Source organism: Agromyces sp. NPDC057679, assembly GCF_042799635.1.
In the GTDB taxonomy this organism is placed as follows: Bacteria; Actinomycetota; Actinomycetes; order Actinomycetales; family Microbacteriaceae; genus Agromyces.
Genome location: NZ_JBHVIK010000001.1, coordinates 649,343 through 673,335 on the forward strand (window position 1 = coordinate 649,343; position 23,993 = coordinate 673,335).

The window sequence follows — 23,993 nt, forward strand, 5'->3', positions numbered from 1 at the left end:
CCCGTACCGCCTGCGCGACGAGGTGGCGGCCCTCCGATGACCGGCACCCCGTTCGCACTGGGGCCCGCGCCCTCGCCCGCGCGGGATCGCGTCGGCGCCCGTCGGGCGATCGGGATCCCCGGCGCCCTCCTCGTGCCCGCGGCCCTCGGCACGGCCGTCCTCGTGCTGCCCCTCGCCGCGCTGCTGCTGCGCCTCGACTGGAGCGCGGTGCCCGCCGCGGTCACCTCGCCCGCCGCGGTCGAAGCGCTCACGCTCTCGCTCGTCACCGCCGCGGTCGCCACCGGGTGCTGCCTCGTGCTCGGCGTACCGCTCGCCCTCGTCATCGCCCGGGCCTCCCGCCGCACGGCGGCGGTACTGCGCACCCTCGTCACGTTGCCGCTCGTGCTGCCGCCGCTCGTCGGCGGCATCGCCCTGCTCGCGCTGCTCGGCCGCACGGGGCTCTTCGGCGAGAGCCTCGCCCTCCTCGGCATCCGCATCCCGTTCACGACGACCGCCGTCGTGATCGCGCAGGTGTTCGTCGCCCTCCCCTTCCTCGTGATCTCGGTCGAGGGTTCGCTGCGGGCGGTCGGCACGCGCTTCGAGGCGGTCGCCGCGGGACTCGGCGCCCGGCCGTTCACGGTGTTCCGCCGGGTGACGCTGCCGCTCGTGCTCCCCGGCGTCGCCGCCGGCACGGTGCTCTGCTTCGCCCGGGCGCTCGGCGAGTTCGGCGCCACGGCGCTGTTCGCCGGCAACACCGCGGGCGTCACCCGCACGATGCCGCTCGCGATCTACACCGCGTTCAACGGGGCGGGCGTCAGCGAGGACACCGCGATCGCGCTCTCGCTCATGCTCATCGGTGTGGCGGTCGCGGTGCTCCTCGTCATGCGCGGCTGGCGAGAGGACGTCCCGCGATGACCGGCGGCGGGGCATCCGGTGCGCTCGTCGCGGACGTCGTGAGCGAACGCGGCGGCTTCCGCCTCGAGGCGGCGCTCCACGTCGACCGCGGGGAGGTGCTCGCGGTGCTCGGGCCGAACGGCTCGGGCAAGTCGACCCTGCTCGCGACCCTCGCGGGCCTCATCGCCCCGACGCGCGGAGTGATCCGGCTCGGGGAGCGGGAGCTCTTCGGCGTCGCGCCCGGCGCGCGGCGGCCGGTCGAGGTGCCGGTCGATCGTCGCCGCATCGGACTGCTCGGCCAGGAGCCGCTGCTGTTCCGGCACCTCAGCGTGCTCGAGAACGTCGCCTTCGGGCCGCGTTCCCAGGGCGTGCGCGCCGCCGCGGCGCGCACCGAGGCGCGGCAGTGGCTCGACCGCGTCGACGCGACCGGCTTCGCCGACCGTCGCCCGGCCGAGCTCTCGGGCGGCCAGCAGCAGCGGGTGGCGATCGCCCGCACCCTCGCGGCCCGGCCCGAGCTGCTCCTGCTCGACGAGCCGTTCGCGGCGCTCGACGTACCGACCGCGGCCGCGATGCGCCGCCTCCTCGGCGAGCTCTGCGCCGAGACGGCGACGCCGACGGTGCTCGTGACGCACGACCCGCTCGACGCCATCGTGCTCGCACCGCGCGCGGCCGTGCTGCACGACGGCCGCATCGCGCAGACCGGGACCGTCGCCGAGGTGCTCGGCCACCCCGCCACCCCGTTCGTCGCCGCCCTCGCCGGCGTGAACCTCGCGATCGGCGTCGCGACCGGCGACGGCGGCGTCGAGATCGCCGGCGTCGACGGCTCGCGGTTCGTGCTCGCGGGCGGCGCACCCGCGCCCGGAGCACCCGACGCCGCACCCGCCAGGGGCATCCCCGAGGGGCTGCCCGCCTCGGCGGTCTTCAGCCCCGGCGCGGTGCACGTCGCACCGGCGATCGGGGTCGGCGCCGGGGCATCCGGTGCCGCGACCGCGAATCGCTGGATCGGCACGGTCGCCCTGCTGCAGCCGGCACCGGGCGGAGTGCGGCTCACGACGCGCGAGCACCCCGAGCTCGCCGTCGACCTGCCGGGCGCGGCGGCCGTCGCGCTCGACCTGCGGCCGGGGGCGCGGTTCTCGTTCTCGGTCGCACCCGAGGACGTCGCGGTGCGCGTGCGCGACTGAGCCGGTGTTACGGTGGCACCACGAGCAGGGGGTGACCGACGAGCGACACGGCGATTCCGATCCGACCGCCTCGCGCCGAATCGGCGGGTGCGGCGCTCGGCGTGCGCCGGCTGCCCTCGACGGGCCTCGAAGCCGTCGAGCCGTCGCTCGTCGATCGCCGGGATCGCCCGATGCGCGACCTCCGCATCTCGATCACCGACCGCTGCAACTTCCGCTGCGTCTACTGCATGCCGAAGACCGTGTTCGGTCGCGACTACGCGTTCCTCGACCGCGACGAGCTGCTGAGCTTCGAGGAGATCACCCGCATCGCCCGCATCGCCGCCGCGCACGGCGTCGAGAAGCTGCGACTGACCGGCGGCGAGCCGCTGCTGCGCCGCGGGCTCGAGGGGCTCATCGAGCAGCTCGCCGGGCTGCGCACCCCCGACGGCCGTCCGCTCGAGATCGCGCTCACGACCAACGGCTCGGCGCTCGCGATGAAGGCCGCCGCGCTGAAGGCGGCCGGCCTCACGCGCGTCACCGTCTCGCTCGACTCGCTCGACGACGAGCTGTTCCAGGCCATGAACGACGTGCGGTTCCCCGTGGCCCGCGTGCTCGAGGGCATCGACGCGGCACAGGCCGCCGGCCTCGGGCCGGTCAAGGTCAACATGGTCGTCAAGCGCGGCCTCAACGACCACGAGATCCTGCCGATGGCACGGCACTTCCGCGGCACCCCGTTCACGCTGCGCTTCATCGAGTACATGGACGTCGGCACGACCAACGGGTGGCGGCTCGACGACGTCGTTCCGTCGGCCGAGATCGTCGAGCGCATCGGCGCCGAGTTCCCCCTCGAGCCGCTCGGACAGACCGCCCCGGGCGAGACGGCGACGCGCTGGCGGTACCGCGACGGCGGCGGCGAGATCGGATTCATCTCGAGCGTCACGAACGCGTTCTGCGGCGACTGCAACCGCGCCCGCATCTCGACCGAGGGGCGGCTCTTCACCTGCCTGTTCTCGGCATCGGGGCACGACCTGCGGGCACTGCTGCGCGGCGGCGTCGACGACGAGGGGCTCGCCGACGCGATGGCCGCGATCTGGCGCGGCCGCGACGACCGCTACTCCGAGGTGCGGGCGACCCTCACGCCCGAACTGCGGGCCGCACGGCCCAAGGTCGAGATGAGCTACATCGGCGGCTGAGGCGGCGCCCGGCGGTCGCCGGCACCGATGCCGACCCCGACCCGGGGCTCAGAGGCCGACCCACTCCGAGACGCCGTCGTCGAAGTGCTGCCGCTTCCAGATCGGCACCTCGCGCTTGATGAGCTCGACGAGGCGCTCGCACGCGTCGAAGGCCTCGGCGCGGTGGCCCGCCCCCGCGGCCGCGACGAGCGCGACGTCGCCGATGCAGAGGTCGCCGACCCGATGCGCGGCCGCGACCGCGAGGCCCGTCTCCTCGGTGACGCGGCGCACGCAGTCGGCGAGGAACCGCTCGGCGTCGGGGTGGGCCCGGTAGTCGAGCGACAAGACGCCCCGGCCGCCGTCGTGGTCGCGCACGACCCCGTGGAAGACGACGACGGCGCCGCTCGCGTCGGATTCGACCGCGCGTCGCACGGCGGCCTCGTCGAGCGGGAGATCGGAGACGAGGGCGTACGGTTCGGGCATGCGGCGATCCTATGCCGTGCGGTGTCGGGCCTCGATGCCGTCGCTGCGCTCCGCGCGCCGACCGGCCCGACCGACGTCCGCCGGGTCCATCACTTCTCGGGCGCCGCTGCGCCGGGCCGGGCGTCGCGGAGCATCCCGGCGACGACGAGCGCGAACGCCCCCACGAGCACGAGCAGCCAGAGCCCGAGCGCGTACGAGTTCGTCTCGGCGTTGTAGGTGGCGCCCATCACGAGCGGCGGGAAGTACCCGCCGAGACCGCCCGCCGCCGCCACGACGCCCGTCACCGCACCGACCTTGTCCTTCGGGGTCGACGGGCCGACCCAGGCGAACACGGCGCCCATGCCGAGGCCCATCGCCGCGGCCATCGCGATGAAGGTGACCCCGGTGAGGATGCCCTCTGGCGGTTGCTGCCCGACGACGTAGGCGAGCGAGACGATGCCCGCGAGCGAGATGAGGGAGATGATCTTCGGCCCCACCCGGTCGGAGAGCGCGCCGCCGATCGGCCGCGCGACCACCGCCGCCGCCGCGAAGAGCGCGGTGCGCGTGCCGGCGCCCACCGGGTCGACGTCGTCGGGGTAGATCGTCGTGAGGTACTTGGGCAGGAACGTCGAGAACGCGACGAAACCGCCGAAAACGATGCCGTAGAGGAACGCCATCTCCCACGTGATGCGGAGCTTCAGCGCGCCGAGGACCTTCGGCACGAGCGGCTGCCTGCTCGGCTCCCAGACCGGCGAGTCGCGGAGGAACAGCCACACCAGCACCGCGGTGGCGGCCATGATCCCCGCGATCAGGAAGTGGGTCGGGAGGTAGCCGATCCACTCGGCGAGGCGCGGGGTGAAGAACGCCGAGACGGCCGTGCCGATCATGCCCATGCCGAAGACGCCGGTCGCGAAGCCGCGACGCGAGGGTTCGTACCAGGCGCTCGAGAAGGGCACGCCGACCGCGAAGATCGTGCCGGCCACGCCGAGGTAGAAGCCCGCGCCGATCAGCAGCGGGAAGCTCTTGATCTCGCCCGCGAGCGCGACGAGCAGCACGGCGGGCACCGAGAGCAGCAGCACGGCGACGAACATCGTGCGGCCGCCGAAGCGGTCGGTGAGCGCGCCGACGAGGATGCGGCCGAGCGCGCCGACGAGCACGGGCGTCGCGAGCATGAGGGAGATCTGGCCCTCGTCGAGGCCCATCTCGGTGGCGTAGGTCTTCTGCAGCGGGGCGATCACCATCCACGCCCAGAAGCCCATCGTCGAGGCGAAGGTCGCCAGCAGCACCTGCCCGAGCTGCCCCCGCAGCTTCGTTCCCTCGGATTGCGTCGACGATGCGGTCATGCTGCCCCTCCAGCCGATTGGAAATCGTGACCCTTCCTGAGCCAGACAGTACCGGGCGGGCGCCCGGGGCGCACGCAACCCGCCCGGTGGATCCGCACTCGGCGACGCGCGGACCCCACGGGGGTTCCTTCCCATCCGGTCGCTCACCGACCATGATGTCGGGTAGGACGTGTCGGATCGCGGCCTCGGCCGCGATCGACGCACCAGCCGAGACGAGGAGGCTTCGATGAGCCGAACGCCCCGATCTGCGAGCGAGCCGGCCACCGACGGCCCGCTCGCCGATTCCCTCCTGAGGTTCGGCCGCTTCCTGAGACCCGGCGAGTTCTCGCCCGACCTCCGCACCGTCACCCTCGAGGGCGGTCGCCAGGGCGACGTCTTCTACCGCGATCGCTGGTCGCACGACAAGGTCGTGCGCTCGACGCACGGCGTGAACTGCACGGGATCGTGCTCGTGGAAGGTGTACGTCAAGGACGGCATCATCACGTGGGAGACGCAGGAGACCGACTACCCGTCGGTCGGCCCCGACTCCCCCGAGTACGAGCCCCGCGGCTGCCCGCGCGGCGCCGCGTTCAGCTGGTACACCTACTCGCCGACCCGGGTGCGCTACCCGTACCTGCGCGGCGTGCTGCTCGAGCACTACCGGGCCGCGAAGGCCCGCGTCGGCGGCGACCCCGTGCTCGCCTGGGAGGCGCTCGTCACCGACCCCGTGGCATCCCGGGCGTACAAGCGGGCCCGGGGCAAGGGCGGGCTGGTGCGCGCGAGCTGGGACGAGACGCTCGAGATCATCGCGGCGGCCCACGTGCACACGATCAAGGCGCACGGGCCCGACCGGGTGGCCGGGTTCTCGCCGATCCCCGCGATGTCGATGGTGTCGCACGGCGTCGGGGCCCGGTTCATCAACCTCATCGGCGGCACCATGCAGTCGTTCTACGACTGGTACGCCGACCTCCCGGTCGCGAGCCCGCAGGTGTTCGGCGACCAGACCGACGTGCCCGAGTCGGCCGACTGGTGGAACTCGACCTACCTGATGATGTGGGGCTCGAACGTGCCGGTGACCCGCACGCCCGACGCGCACTTCATGACCGAGGCCCGCTACCGCGGCCAGAAGGTCGTCACCGTCTCGCCCGACTACGCCGACAACACGAAGTTCGCCGACGAGTGGCTCTCGCCGCACCCCGGCACGGACGCGGCGCTCGCGATGGCGATGGGGCACGTGATCCTCAGCGAGTTCCTCGTCGGGCGGCGGGTGCCGCGCTTCGAGCACTACCTGAAGACCTACTCGGATGCCCCGTACCTGATCTCGCTCGAACGACGGGGCGAGGCGTGGGTACCCGGGAAGTTCGTCACGGCGGCCGATCTCGGCGGGTTCGGCTCGCGCGTCGCGAACGCCGCGTTCAAGACGGTCGTGCTCAACCAGAACGCCGAACCGGTCGTGCCGAACGGCTCGCTCGGCCACCGTTTCGGCCCCGACGACGAGGGCCGGTGGAACCTCGATCTCGGCGACGTCGACCCGTTGCTCACGATCGCCGACGCGCCGGGGTGGCGGGGGGCGGCCGTCGCCGTCGACCTGCCGCGGTTCGACACCGCGCCCGGGCCCGGAGCGGAGCACGAGGGCGGAGCGGGCGTGGTGCGCCGCGGCGTGCCCGTCGCGACCGTCGAGGGCCGCACCGTCACGACCGTCTTCGACCTGCTGCTCGCCCAGTACGGCGTCGGTCGCGACGGACTCCCCGGCGACTGGCCGACCGGCTACGACGACGCCTCCACCCCCGGCACGCCCGCGTGGCAGGAGGAGATCACGGGGGTGCCCGCCGAGCAGGCCGAGCGCATCGGCCGCGAGTTCGCCGACAACGCCGAGCGCTCGGGCGGCCGTTCGATGATCCTCATGGGCGCGGGCACGAACCACTGGTTCCACTCCGACACGATCTACCGCACCTTCCTCGCCCTGACGACGATGACCGGCTGCCAGGGCGTCAACGGCGGCGGATGGGCGCACTACGTCGGGCAGGAGAAGGTGCGGCCCGTCACGGGGTACTCGCAGTACGGCACCGCGAGCGACTGGTCGCGGCCCGGCCGCCAGATGATCGGCACCGCGTTCTGGTACCTCGCGACCGACCAGTGGCGCTACGACGGGCTGCCGGCCGACCAGCTCGCCTCGCCGCTCGCCGAGGGCTTGTTCGCCGGCCGCACCACGGCCGACTGCCTCGTCGAGTCTGCCAAGCGCGGCTGGATGCCGAGCTTCCCGACCTTCGACCGCAACCCGCTCGACCTCGTCGACGACGCCCGCGCCGCGGGCAAGGAGCCGGCCGAGTACGTGGTCGACTCGCTGAACGACGGCACGCTGCGCTACGCCTGCGAGGACCCCGATGCGCCCGAGAACTTCCCACGTGTGCTGAACATCTGGCGGGCGAACATCCTCGGCTCCTCGGGCAAGGGCAACGAGTACTTCCTGAAGCACCTGCTCGGCACCGACTCGGCGGTGCGCGCCGCCGAGGCGCCGCCCGAGCGCCGACCCGAGTCGATCGAGTGGCACGACGACGCACCCGAGGGCAAGCTCGACCTGCTCGTCACCGCCGACTTCCGCATGACCTCGACGACGCTCTTCTCCGACGTCGTGCTGCCGGCCGCCACCTGGTACGAGAAGCACGACCTCTCGTCGACCGACATGCACCCCTTCGTGCACTCGTTCAACCCCGCGATCGCGCCGCCGTGGCAGACGAAGACCGACTTCGAGATCTTCCACCTCATCGCGAAGCGGTTCTCCGAGTACGCGCGCACGCACCTCGGCACCCGCAGCGACCTCGTCGCGGCACCCCTCATGCACGACACCCCCGATGCGATGGCGACCCCGCACGGCACCGTCGAGAACGGTCTGCCCCTCGTGCCGGGCGTGACGATGCCGAAGCTCGTCGTCGTCGAACGCGACTACACGGCGATCGCCGACAAGCTCGCGACGCTCGGGCCGCTCGCCGTGAAGGCGGGCATGGTGACGAAGGGCATCGTGTTCGACCCCACGCCCGAGGTCGCCGAGCTCGGGCGGGTGAACGGGGTCGCGTCGGCCGGCGCCGGCGCCGGGCAGCCGCTGCTCGACACCGACGTGAAGGTGTGCGAGGCGATCCTCGCCCTCTCGGGCACGACGAACGGTCGGCTCTCGGTGCAGGGCTTCCGACAGCTCGAGAAACGCACGGGCCAGCGCATCGCGCAGCTCGCCGAAGACCATGAGGGCGGCCGCATCCGCTTCGCGGATGTGCAGGCGCGGCCGGTCTCGGTCATCACGAGCCCCGAGTGGTCGGGTTCCGAGCACGGCGGCCGGCGCTACACGGCGTTCGCGATCAACGTCGAGCACCTGAAGCCGTGGCACACCCTCACCGGGCGCCAGCACTTCTTCCTCGATCACGACTGGATGCGGGAGCTCGGCGAGAACCTGCCGATCTACCGGCCGCCGCTCGACCTCGCCAGGCTCTTCGGCGATTCGCCGACCGTCGGGTCGACGGCGCCGAGCGGCGACCCCGCGGCATCCGGCCATGCCGAGGTCGCCGTGCGCTACCTGACGCCGCACTCCAAGTGGTCGATCCACTCCGAGTACCAGGACAACCTCTTCATGCTGTCGCTCTCGCGCGGCGGCCCGACCATCTGGATGTCGACGCAGGACGCCGAGAAGATCGGCGTGCGCGACAACGAGTGGATCGAGTCGTACAACCGCAACGGGGTCGTCGTCGCCCGCGCGATCGTCTCGCACCGCATGCCCGAGGGCACGGTGTACATGTACCACGCGAAGGACCGCACGGTCGACGTGCCCCGCACCGAGACGAGCGGGCAGCGCGGCGGCATCCACAACTCGCTCACCCGGGTGCTGCTGAAGCCGAGCCACCTGATCGGCGGCTACGCGCAGCTCTCGTTCGCGTTCAACTACCTGGGGCCGACCGGCAACCAGCGAGACGAAGTCACGGTGATCCGCCGGCGCAGCCAGGAGGTCGAGTACTGATGAAGGTCATGGCGCAGATGTCGATGGTCATGAACCTCGACAAGTGCATCGGCTGCCACACGTGCAGCGTCACCTGCAAGCAGGCGTGGACCAACCGCTCGGGCGTCGAGTACGTGTGGTTCAACAACGTCGAGACGCGGCCGGGCATCGGCTACCCCCGCCGCTACGAGGACCAGGAGAAGTGGGGCGGCGGCTGGGTGCGCACGAAGTCGGGGCGCCTGAAGCTGCGCTCGGGCGGGCGCCTGAAGAAGCTCGCCACGATCTTCTCGAACCCGAAGCTGCCCGAGATCCACGACTACTACGAGCCGTGGACGTACGAGTACGACATGCTCCTCAACGCCCCGGCCGGCGAGCACACCCCGGTCGCGAAGCCGAAGAGCCTGCTCACCGGCGAGGACATGAAGATCTCGTGGTCGGCGAACTGGGACGACAACCTCGGCGGCTCGGCCGAGACGATGGCGGAGGACCCGATCCTCCAGCACATGTCCGACCACGTGGCATCCGAGTACGAGCAGACCTACATGTTCTACCTGCCGCGCATCTGCGAGCACTGCCTGAACCCCTCGTGCGTGGCCTCATGCCCCTCGGGCGCGATGTACAAGCGCGTCGAGGACGGCATCGTGCTCGTCGACCAGGACCAGTGCCGGGGCTGGCGCATGTGCGTGTCGGGCTGCCCGTACAAGAAGGTGTACTTCAACCACAAGACCGGCAAGGCCGAGAAGTGCACGCTCTGCTATCCGCGTCTCGAGGTGGGCCTGCCGACGGTCTGCTCCGAGACGTGCGTGGGGCGCCTGCGCTACCTCGGCCTCGTGCTCTACGACGCCGACAAGGTCGCCGAGGCCGCGTCCATCGAAGACGAGCACGCGCTCCTCGACGCGCAGCGCGACGTCTTCCTCGACCCGCACGACCCGGCGGTCGTGCAGGCCGCCAGGGAGGCCGGCATCCCCGAGGACTGGATCGACGCCGCCCAGCGCTCGCCGATCCACCGGCTCATCAACGAGTACAGGGTGGCGCTGCCGCTCCACCCCGAGTACCGCACGATGCCGATGGTCTGGTACATCCCGCCGCTCTCGCCCGTGGTCGACGTCATCGCCTCCTCGGGCAACGACGGCGAGGACGCGAAGACGCTGTTCGCGGCGATCGCGAAGCTCCGCATCCCGCTCGAGTACCTCGCCGGGCTCTTCACCGCGGGCGACACCCGCCCGGTCGAGGCGTCGCTGCGCAAGCTCGCCGCGATGCGCTCGTACATGCGCGGCATCAACCTCGGCGAGGGCAAGGACGAGCGGATCGCCGATGCCGTCGGCATGACCGGCGACACCCTCGAGGAGATGTACCGGCTGCTCGCGATCGCGAAGTACGAGGAGCGCTACGTCATCCCGGCCGCGCACACCGAGCAGGCCCGCGAGCTCGACGAGCTCGCCTGCTCGCTCGACTACGACGGCGGCCCGGGCATGGGCGGCGCGGGGCCGTTCGGCTCGTCGAGCGGGCAGCAGGTGCCCGTCGCGGTCGAGAACTTCCACGCGCTGAAGAACCGGCAGAGCGCCGACCGGCCCTCCACCGCGGGCCGGGTGAACCTGCTCAACTGGGACGGCAACGGCGCGCCGAACGGCCTCTTCCCCCCGAAGTCCGGGGAGGAATGATGGCGAACTTCCCGCTCATCTTCAGACGCTCCGGTTCGGATGCCTCGCGCTCGTCGCGCAGACCGGCGACGGCGCCGCTCGCGCTCGACGACGCCACGCGGCGGCTCGCGCACATCGCGGCCTCGCTGCTGCTCGACTACCCGGGCGAGGGCTTCGACGCCCGGGTCACGGCGGTCGAGGCCTCCCTCGGCCAGCTGCCGCCCGCGATCGCGAGCGAGCTCCGCGCCTTCATCGACCACGCCGCCGCGACCGATCGCGAGGCCCTCGCGATCGAGTACGTCGCGACCTTCGACCTCAAGCGCAAGTGCTGCATGTACCTGAGCTACTACGCCGCGGGCGACACCCGCCGGCGCGGCTCCGCGCTCGTGACCTTCATCGAGGCCTACCGCGCCGCAGGCTGGGAGTTCGACGCCGACGAGCTGCCCGACTACCTGCCGGCCGTGCTCGAGTTCTCGGCGCGCAGCGACTCGCCCGTGGCATCCGAGCTGCTGTCGGCGCACCGCGACGGACTCGAGGTGCTGCGCGAGGCCCTCGAGAAGCAGCAGAGCCCGTGGGCGGGCCTCGTGCGCGCCGTCTGCCGGTCGCTGCCCGAACTCGACGAGGCGACGCGCGAGCGCTACCTTGAGCTCGTCAGCCAGGGGCCGCCCGCCGAGACGGTCGGGTTGTCGTTCCTCGGCGACATCCCGCCGTACCGGCCCGTCGGAGCCGCACACGAGGAGGCACGCGCATGACCGCCTGGGACGTCCTGCTGTGGGTCGCGATGCCGTACGCCGCGTTCGCGGTGTTCGTCGTCGGGCACATCTGGCGCTACCGCTACGACAAGTTCGGGTGGACGACGAGGTCGAGCCAGACCTACGAGAACCGGCTGCTGCGCTGGGGCTCGCCGATGTTCCACCTCGGCATCCTCATGGTGCTCGCGGGGCACGTCGTCGGCCTCCTCATCCCGCGCGAGTGGTTGTACGCCATCGGCATCGACGAGCACCTGTACCACCTCGGCGCGACCGCGCTCGGCACCGCGGCGGCGGTGCTCACCCTCGCGGGCCTCGCGATCCTCATCTACCGTCGGCGCACGGTCGGACCGGTCTTCCTCGCGACGACCCGCATGGACAAGCTCATGTACGTCGTGCTCGGCGCGGTGCTGCTGTTCGGCACCATCGCCACCGTCATGTACCAGCTCCTCGGGCCGGGCTACGAGTACCGCGGCACGGTGGGCCCGTGGCTGCGGAGCCTCATCATCTTCCAGCCGAAGCCCGAACTCATGGTCGACGTGCCGCTCATGTTCCAGATCCACGTGATCGCGGCGAACGTGCTCTTCGCGCTCTGGCCGTTCACCCGGCTCGTGCACGTGTGGTCGGCGCCGATCGGCTACCTGTTCCGCCCGTACATCGTGTACCGCTCGCGCGACGACGCCCGGCGCCCCGGCTCGCGGCCCGCCCGCCCCGGCTGGGAGGGCATCCAGACGCCCGACCCGAAGAAGCTCACGAAGCTCTGAGCGCTCTGGGCCCCCGCGGAGCGAACGGCGTCGCTCAGCGCGTGACGAGGTCGGCGGCGACCCCGGCGAAGCGCTGGATGCCGCCGTCGAGCGAGGCGACCTCGGCGTGCCCGCGGCGTGCGAGCTCACGGGCCGCGCGCTGCGAGCGGATGCCGACCTCGCAGTACACGACGATCGGGCCGTCGCCGGGCGGGAGCTCGGCGCCCGAGAGGAGCTCTCGGAGCGGGAGCAGGGTGCTGCCGTCGATGCGGACGAGCTCGGCCTCGCTCGGCTCGCGCACGTCGATGAGGCGCAGCGGCTCGGCCGCACGGAGACGCATGAGCAGTTCGGCGGCCGAGATCGGGGGCGGCGCGGTCGCCGAGGCATCCGATTCGCTCGAATCGTCGAGGCCGCAGAACCGTTCGTAGTCGATGAGGTCCGTGATCTCGTCGGCGTCGGCGATCGCCGTGTAGGCGATCTCACGGGTGCGCGCGGTGAGCGCGTCGTAGCTGAGCACCCGGCCGAGGAGGGGGTCGCCGAGTCCGGTGACGAGCTTCACGACCTCGGTCGCCATGAGCGCGCCGACCACGAGGCAGAGGCTGGGCAGCACGCCGCCGAGTTCGCAGCTCGGCACCTCGCCGGGCGCGGGCGGCACGGGGAAGAGGTCGCGGTACCCGGGGCCGCGACCGCGCCAGGCGACGCCGAGCTGCCCGTGATAGCGCAGGATCGCGCCCCAGACGAGCGGCTTGCCGGCGAGATGGGCCGCGTCGTTCGTCAGGTAGCGCGTCGGGAAGTTGTCGCTGCCGTCGACGACGAGGTCGTAGCCGTCGAGGATGCCGCGGAGGTTCGTCGCGGTCAGGCGCTCGAGATGCCGGATCACCCGGCATTCGGGATCGGTCGCGGCGACCGTGTCGGCGAGCGAGTCGACCTTCGGCCGACCGAGGTCGTCGACGCCGTGACTGAGCTGGCGCGGCAGGTTGCTGAGCTCGACCGTGTCGGCGTCGGCGATGCCGATCGTGCCGACGCCCGTGCCGGCGAGCGCGGGCACGACCGCGCTGCCGAGCCCGCCGGCGCCGATGACGAGCACCCGCGCGGCCTCCAGGCGACGCTGGGCGAGCTCGCCGAAGCCCGGCAGCATGAGCTGTCGGCTGAAGCGTGCGAGCCTGGCGGGAGACAACGGCGGCCCGGGCTCGACGAGCGGCTCGGTCATGCGGCCAGTGTATCCGGCGGGTTCCGCCGCGAGGGCGGTCGGCGGGGCGGCGGATCCGGATAGGGTTCCGGATCCGTCGCGCCGCACTGCTCGGGAGTGATCGGCGCCGGGGCGCATGGGAGCCGTTCGTGGGGGCCGAGTTCGCTCCACCCCGGAACGCCGATCGCGGGACACCCACTCGGGTGTGGGTCAAACGTCCCACTTACGAAGATACGGATCCATCCTGTGAACCGGCTCCACGATCCCTGCACGCTTCCACTGAGTCCCGAGTGCACCCGACGGGGATCGGGAACGGGCCGGCCCGCATCGGATCGCACCCTCCCGGTACCATCGACGGCATGACGATCGTGACCGTGCGGTACTTCGCGGCGGCCGCCGACGCGGCCGGTGCCGAGGAGGAGCGGCTCGAGCTCCCCGACGGCGCCACCGTCGGCCACCTCCGCGACGAGCTCGCCGAACGGTACGGCGTCGCGATGCAGCGAGTGCTGCAGAACGGGTCGTTCCTCGTCGACGGCACCGTCGAGCGCGACCCCTCGACCGCACTCGGCGCGGCCGTCGACATCCTTCCGCCGTTCGCCGGCGGATAGGACCGAGCACTCCCCGAGCGCTCACCTGACTCGGGAACCCGTAGCACCCACCGCAGAGACGAGGCCGGAATGCGCAGCTACGCCGAACACCAACGGGCCGTGCACGAACTGCTCGACCCGCTCGCCGCGCGGCTCGACGCCGCGGGCGGCCGCCCGGTGCCGGTCTCGGCCTCCGTCGGGCGAACCGACGCCCACGGGCGGGTGCTCGCCCGCGACGTCCACTCGCCCGTCGCGCTGCCCGGCTTCGACAACTCGCAGATGGACGGCTACGCCGTGCGCTCGGCCGAGCTCGCCGGGGCGCGCCCCGGTTCGCCGGTGCGACTGGTGGTCGGGCCGACCAGCGCCGCGGGCGACGCGCCCTTCGCACTCGCCCCCGGCACCGCCTCCCCGGTGATGACCGGTGCCGCGATCCCCGGCGGCGCCGACGCCGTCGTGCCGATCGAGGTCGCCGACCCGTCCGCCTTCATCGGCCTCGGCGCCGGGCGCCACGACTCCCCCGACGGCTCGGTCGTCGGGTTCACCGCCCCGGTGGCGCCGGGCACGTACATCCGCCGCGCCGGCAGCGACATCGCCGCGGGTGCCCTGCTGCTCGCCGCCGGCACGCGGCTCGGCCCCGCGCAGCTCGGCTCGCTCGCCGCGGCCGGCGTCACCGAGGTGCTCGTGCGGCGTCCGTTGCGGGTGCTGCTCGTCTCGACCGGCCACGAGCTGCAGGCCCCAGGCGCTGCGCTCCGCCCCGGGCAGATCCACGACGCCAACACGACGATGCTCGGCGCCGCGCTCCGCGGGTGCGGCGTCGAGGTGGTGGAGGCCCTGGCGCCCGACGACGCGGACTCCGTGCGGGCCGCGCTCGAGGCATCCGCTCGCCGCGTCGACCTCGTGGTGACCACCGGCGGCGTCAGCGCCGGCGCCTTCGAGGTGGTGCGCGAGTCGCTCGCCCCGCTCGGCGTCGAGTTCGTGAAGGTCGCGATCCAGCCGGGCGGACCGCAGGGCCTCGGCACCGCCCTCCTCGAGCCCGACGACGGCGCCGGCCCGGTCGAGGTGCCCGTCGTGTCGTTCCCCGGCAACCCGGTGTCGGCGCTCGTCTCGTTCGAGCTCTTCCTGCGGCCGGTGCTGCGTCGGCTCGAGGGCCTCGCGCCCGACCGCCACCGCGCACGGCTGCCGCTCGCGCACGACGTCGTCTCACCACGGGCGAAGCACCAGGTGCGGCGGGGCGTGCTCGACGGCGACGGCGCCGTCGAGGTCGGGGCGCCGAGCTCGCACCTGCTGCACGCGTATGCTCAGGCGACAGTGCTCGTGCACCTGCCGGTGGGGGTCGACGCGCTTCCCGCCGGCGCCGCCGTCGACGTCTGGAGGATCGATGACTGACACCCCGCCCCGTCTCACCCACCTGCGCGACGACGGTTCGGCGCACATGGTCGACGTCACCGACAAGCAGGTCACGAAGCGCACCGCGAGCGCGCAGGCGGTGCTCACGACCCGCCCCGAGGTCGTCTCGGCGATCCTCGACGGCACCCTGCCGAAGGGCGAGGCGATCGGCACCGCGCGCATCGCCGGGATCATGGCGGCGAAGCAGACCTCGACGCTCATCCCCCTCTGCCACCCGCTGCCCCTCACGAAGCTCGACGTCGACATCACCGCCGAGGGCGAGCGCGTGCGCGTCGTCGCGACGGTCACCACCAAGGGCGTCACCGGCGTCGAGATGGAGGCCCTGACCGCCGTGAGCGTCGCCGCGCTCACCCTCTACGACATGATCAAGGCGGTCGACCACCACGCCGTCATCGGCGAGATCATGGTGCTCGCGAAGGCGGGCGGCAAGAGCGGCGACTGGTCGCGCGCATGAGCGATCGGATGCCGCGTGCCGCCACGGTGCTCGTCGCGTCGACGCGTGCCGCGGCCGGCGTCTACGAGGACCGCACGGGGCCGGTGATCGCCGCCTGGCTCGCCGAGCGCGGCTTCGCGGTGCAGGGGCCGCTCGTCGCCGCCGACGGCGTGGCGTTCGAGACCGCGCTGCAGGCGGCCGTCGCGGCGGCGCCCGCGGTCATCGTGACGACCGGCGGCACCGGCCTCGCCCCGGGCGACCTCACCCCCGAGGCGACGGCGGCGCTGCTCGACCGCGAGCTCCCCGGCTTCGCCGAGGAGCTGCGCCGACGCGGCGCAGCGACGACGCCGACCGCCCTGCTGACCCGTGGCGTCGCCGGGGTCGCGGGATCGACGTTCGTGGTCAACCTGCCGGGCTCGACGGGCGGCGTGCGCGACGGCCTCGGCGTGCTCGGCGACGTGCTCGACCACGTGCTCGACCAGCTCGCGAGCGGCGATCACGCGCGTCCCGCCTGAGGGTCGGGTCCGGCCGGCGGCCGTCAGCTCCGCGGCACGCGCGGCGGGGTGACGTGCTCCTGCGCCAGGGCGGCGTTTCGGGCCGAGACGAGCTCGAGCCGGGCGAGGCGCTCGCGTTCGAGCGGCACCGCGAACACGGCCCAGAGCACGAGCGCGACGCCCGCGCCGACGAGCGCGCCGCCGACGGTGTCGGAGAACCAGTGCGCGCCGAGATAGGTGCGGCTGATCGCCATGAGCACCGTGTACACGGCGCCGAGCACCCAGACCCAGAGGCGCGGCACGATCACGCCCACCGCCACGGCGATCGTCGCGGCGTTCGCGACATGCCCGCTGGGGAATGAACCGTAGTCGGACACCACGATCATGTCCTCGGGGCGGGCGCGGCCGAAGAACGACTTGAGGATCTGCACGACCCCGGCGCTGAGCGCCGAGGCGAGCACGAAGTAGAGCGCGGCCCAGGGCCTGCGCAGGAGCAGGAGCACGATCGCCGCGCCGACGGGGATCACGAACACCGCGATGATGCCGCCGCCGAGCGCGTTCATGAAGTACGAGAACACGTCGCCGACGGGCCCCCGCAGGGCGAGCACGTCCTCCGCCCACTCCTCGTCGACCTCGAACGGCAGTCCGCCCTGCCGTCCCATGATGACGAAGCCGAGCAGGGCGGCCGTCACGACCGCGGCGATGCCACCGATGAGCGGGGCGCGTCGCCGCACCGTCCGCACCGACGCGGCCGCCTGCTTCGCCTCAACCGTCCTCGTCGCCTGCATCCTCCAACGCTAACGGCCGCTGCGGCGGCATCCACCCGGCTCGCCGGGGCGCCCGGGTTCAGTCGGTGAGGGGCGGCACGGTCTTCGGACGCACGAGCACCCAGAGGCCGATGATCGCGATCGCCGCGGCGGCCGACATGACGATCGCCATCGGCAGCGCACTGCCGACGCCCATGAGGCCGATGAGCGGGGAGATGAGCCCCGCGAGCCCGAAGTTCAGCGCCCCGAGGAGCGACGCGGCCGTGCCGGCCTCGCTGCCGTGCGAGGCGAGCGCGAGGATCTGCACCGCGGGGAAGGAGAAGCCGCAGGCGGTGATGAACAGGAACAGCGGCACGATCGTGCCCCAGAGGCCCGCGCCGGTCACGTCGAGCACCGCGATCGCGATGGCCGAGCCCAGCAGCACGACGGTGGTCACCGCGAGGATCCACTGCGGCGCCACCCGCCCGCGCATGAGGCGCGAGCTCGTCTGGACGCCGATGATGATGCCGACCGAGTTCACTCCGAACAGCAGTCCGTACTGCTGGGCGGTGAACTCGTACACCTCCTGGAAGAGGAACGACGAGGTCGACAGGTACCCGAACAAGCCGGTGAACACCATGCCGCCGACGAGCGCGGCGCCGAGGTAGACCCGGTCGCTGAAGAGGGAGCGGTAGCGGTCCCGCATCGTCGAGTGGCCCGAGACGTGCCGGCGCGACGGCGGCAGCGTCTCGACGATGAGGAAGGCGACGCAGAGCACGACGACCACGCCGTACGCGGCGAGCACCCAGAAGATGCCCCGCCAGTCCATGACCTGCAGCAGCTGCGAGCCGATGACGGGCGCGAGCACGGGAGCGAGGCCGTTCACGAGTGCGAGGCGCGAGAGCATCTTCACGAGGGGCTTGCCGCCGAACAGGTCGCGCACCATCGCCATCGCGACGACGCCGCCCGCGGCGGCGCCGAAGCCCTGGAGCAGGCGGAACACCGCGAGCCACACGATGTCGGGGGCGAACGCGGCACCGATCGACGCCGCGATGTGGAGCGCCGTGGCGAGCATCAGCGGAAGCCGGCGGCCGACCTTGTCGCTCCACGGGCCCACGATGAGCTGCCCGAAGCCGAAGCCGATCATCGTGCCCGTGAGGGTGATCTGCACCGCGGCGGCCGAGACGCCGAGCTCCTCCTGCAGCACCGGGAAGGCGGGCAGGTAGAGGTCGACCGTGAACGGGCCGAGCGCGGTGAGCGCACCGAGCACGAGCACGTAGACGAGACGCTGGCGGCTGGTGAGCCGGTCGCCGGCGTGCACCGAGACGACCGGGGTCGAGCGGGTGTCGTCGGGGCGGATGATGGGGATGGGGCTCGTGGCGGACATGCGATCCTGGCGTGCTCGAAGGCGGATGAGGTCTGGTGCCGGGCGCGACCGGCTGCCTCGGCGCGCGCCGTCGGACGCCGGGAACGACGACGACGGCACCGCGTGGGCGCCGTCGTGCGGATCCGAGCCCTGCTACCGCACTCGAATCGATTCGAAGGCACTAGGTTATCGCACGGTCGACCACGGCGCGAGCGTCGATTCCCCGACTCCCGGCATGCACGCGGGCTGCGTCGCTAGTCTGGATCGATGCCGTTCGATCTCCGAGACATCCCGCTCGACCAGAAGGCCGAGGCCGCGCTCGCCGCACGCGGTCTCGCATACCGAGTGATCGACCCGCATGACCGTGCGGCGCTCGCGGCCTGGGCGCAGGCCGACAGCCGCGGCTTCCACAACGCCGTTCCGAACGAGCAGGAGCTCGAGCGCGAGATCGGGGTGATCTCCGATCGACGGGTGCACGGCGTCTACGACCCGACGCTCGACGAGCCCGAGATCCCCGTCGCGACCGTCGCGAGCTGGCCGACCGGCCTCAGCGTGCCCGGCGGACGGAGCGTCGACGGCTGGGCCGTCAGCTCGGTGACGGTCGCCGCGACGCACCGGCGGCGCGGCGTCGCCCGCGCGCTGATGGAGGGCGAGCTCCACAACGCCGTCGCCGCGGGCGCCGCCGTGGCGATGCTCACCGCGACCGAGGCGACGATCTACGGACGCTACGGCTACGCGCCCGCCGCACGGGCGACGACCATCGAGGTCGACCGCCGGCGCGTCTCGTGGGCCGGCGCCGCCGAGCCCGGCCGCGTGCAGTTCGTCGCCCCCGCCGCGATGCGCGAGCAGGCCGCGGCGATCGCCCGCCGCGCCGTGGCCCGGACCCCCGGCGAGATCGACCGCTGGCCGGGCCTGCTCGACCGGGTGCTCGGCACCCATCACCCCGACAGCGAGCGCTCCCGCGCGGTCCGGGTCGCCCGCTACGACGACCGGCACGACCAGCCGCAGGGATTCGTCGTCTTCCGGGTGCGCCACGAGGGCGACATGGCGGGCGTGATCGAGTTCGATTTCATGGCCGCGGCGAGCGACGAGGCCGAGCGGGCGCTCTGGCGGTTCCTCGTCGAACAGGACTTCGTGACCCGCATCCGCGGACGCCTGCGATCGATCGACGAGCCGCTGCCCTGGCTCCTGACCGACCGTCGGGCGATCAGCGTGACGGAGTCGCACGACCACCTCTGGCTGCGCATCCTCGACCCGGTCGCGGCGCTCGAGGCCCGCCGGTACACGGGCAGCGGTTCGCTCGTGCTCGAGGTCGACGACCCGCAGGGCTACGCCGCGGGCCGCTTCGAGCTCGAGTTCTCGGCGAAGGGTCACGCCGAGGTGCGTCGGCTCGAGCAGGGCGCGCCGGATGCCACGGCCTACGCCGCCCGCCGCTCTCGCCCCGCGCAGGGCCTGCGTCTCGGCGTCGCCGAGCTCGCGGCGATCTACCTCGGCGACGTCGCGCCGTCGCTGCTCGCCCGCGCCGGCCGAGTCGTCGAGACGACACCGGGATCGCTCGCCCTGGCCGACCGGCTCTTCTCGTCGCCGCGGGCACCGCACCTCAGCGTCTGGTTCTGAGCGCCGCGCCGCCCGCCGGGTCGTCACGAGTGGACCGGGTCGGTCCATCCCGCCGCGAGCTCGGCGCCGGCCCGTTCGAGCCATCGGAGCGGTTCGGCGACGGCGGCGGCGCCGCTGCCGGCGAGCTCGGTGAGCGAGGCGCTCGCCGCGAACCCGGCGCGCACGGGCTCGACGGACACGAGCCCGGCCACGAGCGCGGCGGGGATCCCCGCGGCCTCGGCGAGGCGGACGACCTCTGACGGCGCCTTGCCGGCGGCCGACTGCCCGTCGTAGCGCCCCTCGCCGGTGATCACGAGCGAGGCGCCGTGGAGGGCGCCGGGCAGCCCGATCGTCTCGGCCACGGTACGGGCGCCGGGGGCGATGCCCGCGCCCCACGCGAGGAGGCCGAAGCCGGTGCCGCCTGCGGCGCCCGCGCCGGGCGTCGTCGGGTCGGTGCCGGGCAGCAGCTCGGCGAGCCGGGCGAGACCGGCGTCGAGCAGGGCGACGTCGGCGGCCGTCGCGCCCTTCTGCGGGCCGAACACCTCGGCGGCGCCGGTCGCACCGAGCAACGGGTTCGTGACGTCGACGAGGAGTCGGGCACCGGAGACGGGCGGGCGTCGGAGACCGTCGAGCCGCACCTCGGCGAGCCGGGCGAGCGCGCGGCCGCCGCTCGGGACCGGCCGCCCCGCGCCGTCGAGCAGCTCCGCGCCGAGCGCGGCGAGCGCCCCGGCTCCCCCGTCGGTCGAGGCGCTGCCGCCGAGCGCGAGCAGGAGCCGCACGACCCCGTGGTCGAGCGCCGCGGCGATCGCCTGACCGAATCCGCGGGTGTGCGCGTCGAGCGGCGCGAGCGGGTCGAGGAGCGTGATGCCGCTCGTCACGGCGAGCTCGACGACGCCCGTCGCGGGTTCGCCCGGCAGCAGCAGCCAGTGCGCGGCGACGGGCGCGTCGAGCGGCCCGGTCACGGTGACGGGCATCCGCGTCGCCCCGGGCACCGCCGCGGCGAAGGCGTCGAGCGTGCCCTCGCCGCCGTCGGCCATCGGGTGCAGCACGAGCTCGTCGCCCGGGCGCATCGTACGCCAGCCCCGGGCGATCGCGGCGGCGGCCTCGGCCGCGGTCGCGGTGCCCTTGAACGAGTCGGGGGCGATCACGACACGACGCATCGGGCTCCTCCTCGGAGTCGGGCCGCTCGGCGCGAGCCGGCGCGCGGGCTAGATCGAGTCCTGCCTCGGGAACACGACCTTCTGCACGATGATGATGAGCGAGGCGGCCACCGGGATCGCGACGAGCGCGCCGAGCACCCCGCCGAGCGTGCCGCCGGCGACCGCGGCGATCACGACGAGCGCGCCCGGCACCGAGACCGCGCGGTTCATGATGCGGGGGCTCAGCACGTAGGCCTCGACCTGCATGTAGATGAGGTAGTAGATCGCGGCGGCGAGCGCCGTCGGCGGGCCGGCGGCGAGGCACACGAGCGTGATGATCACCGCGCCCGTGAGCGTGCCGACGAGCGGGACGAGCGAGAACAGGAAGGCGATGAACGCGAGCAGGATCGGGGCGGGCGCCCCGATGATCGTCAGGAAGATGAGGCTCAGCACGCCGTTGACGGCGGCGAGGCTGACCTGGCCCATGACGTAGCGGCCGACCGAGCCCGTGATCTCCTCCGAGACGTCCCGGTAGCCGGGGCGCGAGGAGGCCGGCACGAAGCGGGCGGCGTAGCGCTTCATCGAGTCGAGCGAGGCGAGGAAGTAGAGGGTGAGGATGAGCACGATCGTCGCCCCGGTGAACCCGCCCGCGATGCCGGCGCCGACCGCGAGGATGCCGCCGCCGAGCGAGCCCAGGTTCTCGGGGTCGGCGAGCCACTTGCCGACCGACTCGATCGCGTCGTTGAGCGCGTCGCCCGAGCCGGAGACGCTGTTGAGCCAGCCGACGAGGTCGCTGTGCTTGAAGTTCTCGACGATCGTCGGCCAGTTCTCGATGACGTACGTCGTCTGCTCGACGACGAGCGGCACGATGGTCGCGATGAGGCCGACGAAGAGGCCGACCACGACGATGACGACGCCGAGGATGGCGGCCCACCGGGGCATCCCCCTGCGCTGCAGCCAGCTGACGACCGGATCGAGGCCGAGCGCGAGGAACAGTGCGAGCGCGACGTAGAGGATGACGGTGCCGAGCTCGGCGATGATCCCGCCGAGCATGAGCGCCAGCAGCACGCCGAGCGCCCCGATGAATCCGATGCGGAACGCCCGGATCTTCACCTCTGGACCGCGCGCGTCGCCGTCGCTCGTGACCTGGGCCGCGGGCGGCTCGGGTGCGACCGCTCGCTTCGTTCGGATTCGCATGCCTCGACGGTAATGCGCGCCCCGGCCGAAGGCATCCCCTTGACCCGGCGAGTTCGATCCGGCAGCCGCCGCGAACGGATGGAATGATTCGCGACCCGGGGCGTTGCACCACAGCGGGGCGGCACCGTGCGCCCCGGCGAGGAGCGGGCATGGCGGACACGACGGGTGTGGGATTCCGATCCGAGCGGGGGCCGGTGCTCATCGCGGTGATGCTCGCGACCGGGCTCATCGCGATCGACTCGACGATCCTCGCGACGGCGGTGCCCTCGATCGTCGAGGATCTCGGCGGCTTCTCGCAGTTCCCGTGGCTGTTCTCGATCTACCTGCTCGCCCAGGCCGTCTCGGTGCCGGTCTACTCGAAGCTCGCCGACACGGTGGGGCGCAAGCCCATCATGCTCGTCGGGATCGGGCTGTTCCTCCTCGGCTCGATCCTCTGCGGCGTCGCGTGGGACATGACCTCGCTCATCGTCTTCCGAGCGGTGCAGGGTCTCGGCGCGGGGGCCGTGCTGCCCGTCTCGATCACGATCACCGGCGACATCTACACGGTGCGCGAACGCGCCAAGGTGCAGGGCTACATCGCGAGCGTCTGGGCCGCCTCCTCGGTCATCGGCCCGACGCTCGGCGGGGTGTTCGCCGAGTTCCTGTCGTGGCGGTGGATCTTCTTCGTCAACATCCCCCTCTGCATCCTCGCCGCCGTCATGCTCTGGCGGGGCTACCACGAGTCGCTCGGCCGCCAGAAGCACCGCATCGACGTGGCCGGTGCGACGGTGCTGACCCTCGGGCTCACCCTCGTCATCCTCGCCGTGCTCGAGGGCGGGCAGGCGTGGGCCTGGCTCTCGTGGCAGAGCCTCGGCGCGTTCGGCATCGGCGGGCTGCTGCTTTTCGCGTTCGTGCTCATCGAACGCCGCGCGGCCGAGCCGGTGCTGCCGCTCTGGGTGTTCTCGCGCCGCCTCATCGTGACGACCTCGCTCATCTCGCTCGGCGTGGGCGCCGTGCTCATCGGGCTCACCTCCTACGTGCCCACCTTCCTCGAGATCACGGCGGATGCCTCGCCGCTGGTCTCGGGCCTCGCGGTCGCCGCACTCACCCTGGGCTGGCCGATCGCCGCCTCGAACGCGGGGCGCCTGTTCCTCCGCATCGGGTTCCGCGCCACCGCTCTCATCGGGCTCGCGGTCGCCGTGCTCGGCAGCGCCGCGCTCTTCGCGGCCTCGTTCGTGCCGAACGTGTGGACGACGGCGATCGCGTGCTTCATCGTCGGCCTCGGCCTCGGGCTCGTGGCGTCGCCCACCCTCATCGCGGCCCAGTCGTCGGTGCCGTGGGAGGAGCGCGGCGTGGTGACGGGGGCGAACATGTTCCTCCGCTCCGTCGGCAGCGCCGTCGGCGTCGCGATCTTCGGTGCGGTCGCGAACGGCGTGATCGCCCGCTCGGGGCTCGGCGACCACTCGCCCGTCGCGATCCAGGCGGCCTCGGCCACGGTGTTCTTCGCCGTCGCCGTCGCGGCGGTGCTCACGATCGCCGCGGCGCTCGTGATGCCGCGCGCCCGGGTCGACGAGATCGAGCACCGCCCGGCCGAGGCGGCCGCCGCCGCCTGACACGAGTGGGTTGAGGGGCGGCCCGACGAGTCGCAGGAGAATCCTCCCGCCACGCCGCGCCGCAAGCCCGATCAGCCGATCTGCTCCTGCGACCCGTCACTCAGTGGTCGCCGCCCGGCCGCACCTTGACGAGTTGCAGGAGAA

The 23,993-nt window shown here is 72.8% G+C and carries 20 protein-coding genes; 13 read left to right on the forward strand and 7 right to left on the reverse strand.

Going from position 1 to position 23,993, the window contains the following annotated elements; genetic code table 11:
- The first annotated feature begins 36 nt into the window (after positions 1-36).
- The 3 genes from ACFVAJ_RS02845 to moaA all read left to right on the forward strand — a co-directional run bounded on the left by ACFVAJ_RS02845 (position 37) and on the right by moaA (position 3,226).
- On the forward strand, positions 37-894 hold the full coding sequence (locus tag ACFVAJ_RS02845) for an ABC transporter permease (protein WP_376941279.1): 858 nt from the start codon (positions 37-39) through the stop codon (positions 892-894).
- The gene (locus ACFVAJ_RS02850; protein WP_376941280.1) at positions 891-2,054 is read left to right on the forward strand and encodes a sulfate/molybdate ABC transporter ATP-binding protein; all 1,164 of its coding nucleotides are present in this window, start codon (positions 891-893) and stop codon (positions 2,052-2,054) included. Before ACFVAJ_RS02845 ends, ACFVAJ_RS02850 begins: the two co-directional genes overlap by 4 nt.
- Positions 2,055-2,155: 101 nt before the next feature.
- Complete coding sequence (gene moaA, locus ACFVAJ_RS02855; protein ID WP_376941281.1) at positions 2,156-3,226, forward strand: GTP 3',8-cyclase MoaA; 1,071 nt, start codon at positions 2,156-2,158, stop codon at positions 3,224-3,226.
- A gap of 48 nt (positions 3,227-3,274) precedes the next feature.
- On the opposite strand, the gene ACFVAJ_RS02860 is transcribed toward moaA, so the two are convergent.
- Positions 3,275-3,688, reverse strand: a complete 414-nt coding sequence (locus tag ACFVAJ_RS02860; RefSeq protein WP_376941282.1) for a molybdenum cofactor biosynthesis protein MoaE — start codon at positions 3,686-3,688, stop codon at positions 3,275-3,277.
- A gap of 89 nt (positions 3,689-3,777) precedes the next feature.
- Positions 3,778-5,010: a nitrate/nitrite transporter gene (locus ACFVAJ_RS02865; protein ID WP_376941283.1), complete on the reverse strand. Its 1,233-nt coding sequence runs from the start codon at positions 5,008-5,010 to the stop codon at positions 3,778-3,780.
- A gap of 226 nt (positions 5,011-5,236) precedes the next feature.
- Here ACFVAJ_RS02865 and ACFVAJ_RS02870 point away from each other — a divergent pair, with 226 nt between their 5' ends.
- Genes ACFVAJ_RS02870 through narI form a run of 4 tightly spaced genes read left to right on the forward strand, consistent with a single transcriptional unit; the run spans position 5,237 to position 12,124 of the window.
- Positions 5,237-8,992 (forward strand): nitrate reductase subunit alpha, encoded by a 3,756-nt coding sequence (locus ACFVAJ_RS02870; RefSeq protein ID WP_376941284.1) that lies wholly within the window; start codon positions 5,237-5,239, stop codon positions 8,990-8,992.
- Positions 8,992-10,632, forward strand: coding sequence for a nitrate reductase subunit beta (gene narH, locus ACFVAJ_RS02875; RefSeq protein WP_376941285.1), 1,641 nt, complete (start codon positions 8,992-8,994; stop codon positions 10,630-10,632). The genes ACFVAJ_RS02870 and narH overlap by 1 nt, the downstream gene beginning before the upstream one ends.
- On the forward strand, positions 10,632-11,363 hold the full coding sequence (narJ, locus tag ACFVAJ_RS02880) for a nitrate reductase molybdenum cofactor assembly chaperone (protein WP_376941286.1): 732 nt from the start codon (positions 10,632-10,634) through the stop codon (positions 11,361-11,363). The genes narH and narJ overlap by 1 nt, the downstream gene beginning before the upstream one ends.
- Positions 11,360-12,124: a respiratory nitrate reductase subunit gamma gene (gene narI, locus ACFVAJ_RS02885; protein ID WP_376941287.1), complete on the forward strand. Its 765-nt coding sequence runs from the start codon at positions 11,360-11,362 to the stop codon at positions 12,122-12,124. Before narJ ends, narI begins: the two co-directional genes overlap by 4 nt.
- Before the next feature lie 34 nt (positions 12,125-12,158).
- On the opposite strand, the gene ACFVAJ_RS02890 is transcribed toward narI, so the two are convergent.
- Positions 12,159-13,313: a ThiF family adenylyltransferase gene (locus ACFVAJ_RS02890; RefSeq protein WP_376941288.1), complete on the reverse strand. Its 1,155-nt coding sequence runs from the start codon at positions 13,311-13,313 to the stop codon at positions 12,159-12,161.
- A 338-nt stretch (positions 13,314-13,651) separates the two neighbouring features.
- Here ACFVAJ_RS02890 and ACFVAJ_RS02895 point away from each other — a divergent pair, with 338 nt between their 5' ends.
- The 4 genes from ACFVAJ_RS02895 (at position 13,652) to ACFVAJ_RS02910 (ending at position 16,234) form a co-directional block, all read left to right on the forward strand.
- Positions 13,652-13,900 carry a MoaD/ThiS family protein gene (locus ACFVAJ_RS02895; protein WP_376941289.1) on the forward strand — a complete coding sequence of 83 codons (249 nt, stop codon included), beginning with the start codon at positions 13,652-13,654 and terminating at the stop codon, positions 13,898-13,900.
- A gap of 69 nt (positions 13,901-13,969) precedes the next feature.
- Entirely contained in the window at positions 13,970-15,265 is a 1,296-nt protein-coding gene (gene glp / locus ACFVAJ_RS02900; protein ID WP_376941290.1) for a gephyrin-like molybdotransferase Glp, read from the forward strand.
- Positions 15,258-15,740 carry a cyclic pyranopterin monophosphate synthase MoaC gene (gene moaC, locus ACFVAJ_RS02905; protein WP_376941291.1) on the forward strand — a complete coding sequence of 161 codons (483 nt, stop codon included), beginning with the start codon at positions 15,258-15,260 and terminating at the stop codon, positions 15,738-15,740. The genes glp and moaC overlap by 8 nt, the downstream gene beginning before the upstream one ends.
- A gap of 8 nt (positions 15,741-15,748) precedes the next feature.
- Positions 15,749-16,234, forward strand: coding sequence for a molybdenum cofactor biosynthesis protein B (locus tag ACFVAJ_RS02910; RefSeq protein WP_376941292.1), 486 nt, complete (start codon positions 15,749-15,751; stop codon positions 16,232-16,234).
- Positions 16,235-16,257: 23 nt separating this feature from the next.
- On the opposite strand, the gene ACFVAJ_RS02915 is transcribed toward ACFVAJ_RS02910, so the two are convergent.
- A complete protein-coding gene (locus ACFVAJ_RS02915) occupies positions 16,258-17,001 on the reverse strand; it encodes a phosphatase PAP2 family protein (RefSeq protein WP_376941293.1) in 744 nt (247 codons plus the stop codon).
- Positions 17,002-17,059: 58 nt separating this feature from the next.
- Positions 17,060-18,346 carry a multidrug effflux MFS transporter gene (locus tag ACFVAJ_RS02920; RefSeq protein ID WP_376941294.1) on the reverse strand — a complete coding sequence of 429 codons (1,287 nt, stop codon included), beginning with the start codon at positions 18,344-18,346 and terminating at the stop codon, positions 17,060-17,062.
- 246 nt (positions 18,347-18,592) lie between these two features.
- Between ACFVAJ_RS02920 and ACFVAJ_RS02925 the strand changes: the two genes are divergently transcribed.
- Positions 18,593-19,942 (forward strand): GNAT family N-acetyltransferase, encoded by a 1,350-nt coding sequence (locus ACFVAJ_RS02925; protein WP_376941295.1) that lies wholly within the window; start codon positions 18,593-18,595, stop codon positions 19,940-19,942.
- Positions 19,943-19,965: 23 nt separating this feature from the next.
- Here ACFVAJ_RS02925 and ACFVAJ_RS02930 read toward each other — a convergent pair whose 3' ends face one another.
- Complete coding sequence (locus ACFVAJ_RS02930; protein ID WP_376941296.1) at positions 19,966-21,081, reverse strand: glycerate kinase; 1,116 nt, start codon at positions 21,079-21,081, stop codon at positions 19,966-19,968.
- A gap of 48 nt (positions 21,082-21,129) precedes the next feature.
- Entirely contained in the window at positions 21,130-22,257 is a 1,128-nt protein-coding gene (locus ACFVAJ_RS02935) for an AI-2E family transporter (RefSeq protein WP_376941297.1), read from the reverse strand.
- A gap of 149 nt (positions 22,258-22,406) precedes the next feature.
- Between ACFVAJ_RS02935 and ACFVAJ_RS02940 the strand changes: the two genes are divergently transcribed.
- Positions 22,407-23,849, forward strand: coding sequence for an MDR family MFS transporter (locus ACFVAJ_RS02940; protein WP_376941298.1), 1,443 nt, complete (start codon positions 22,407-22,409; stop codon positions 23,847-23,849).
- Positions 23,850-23,993 lie beyond the last annotated feature (144 nt).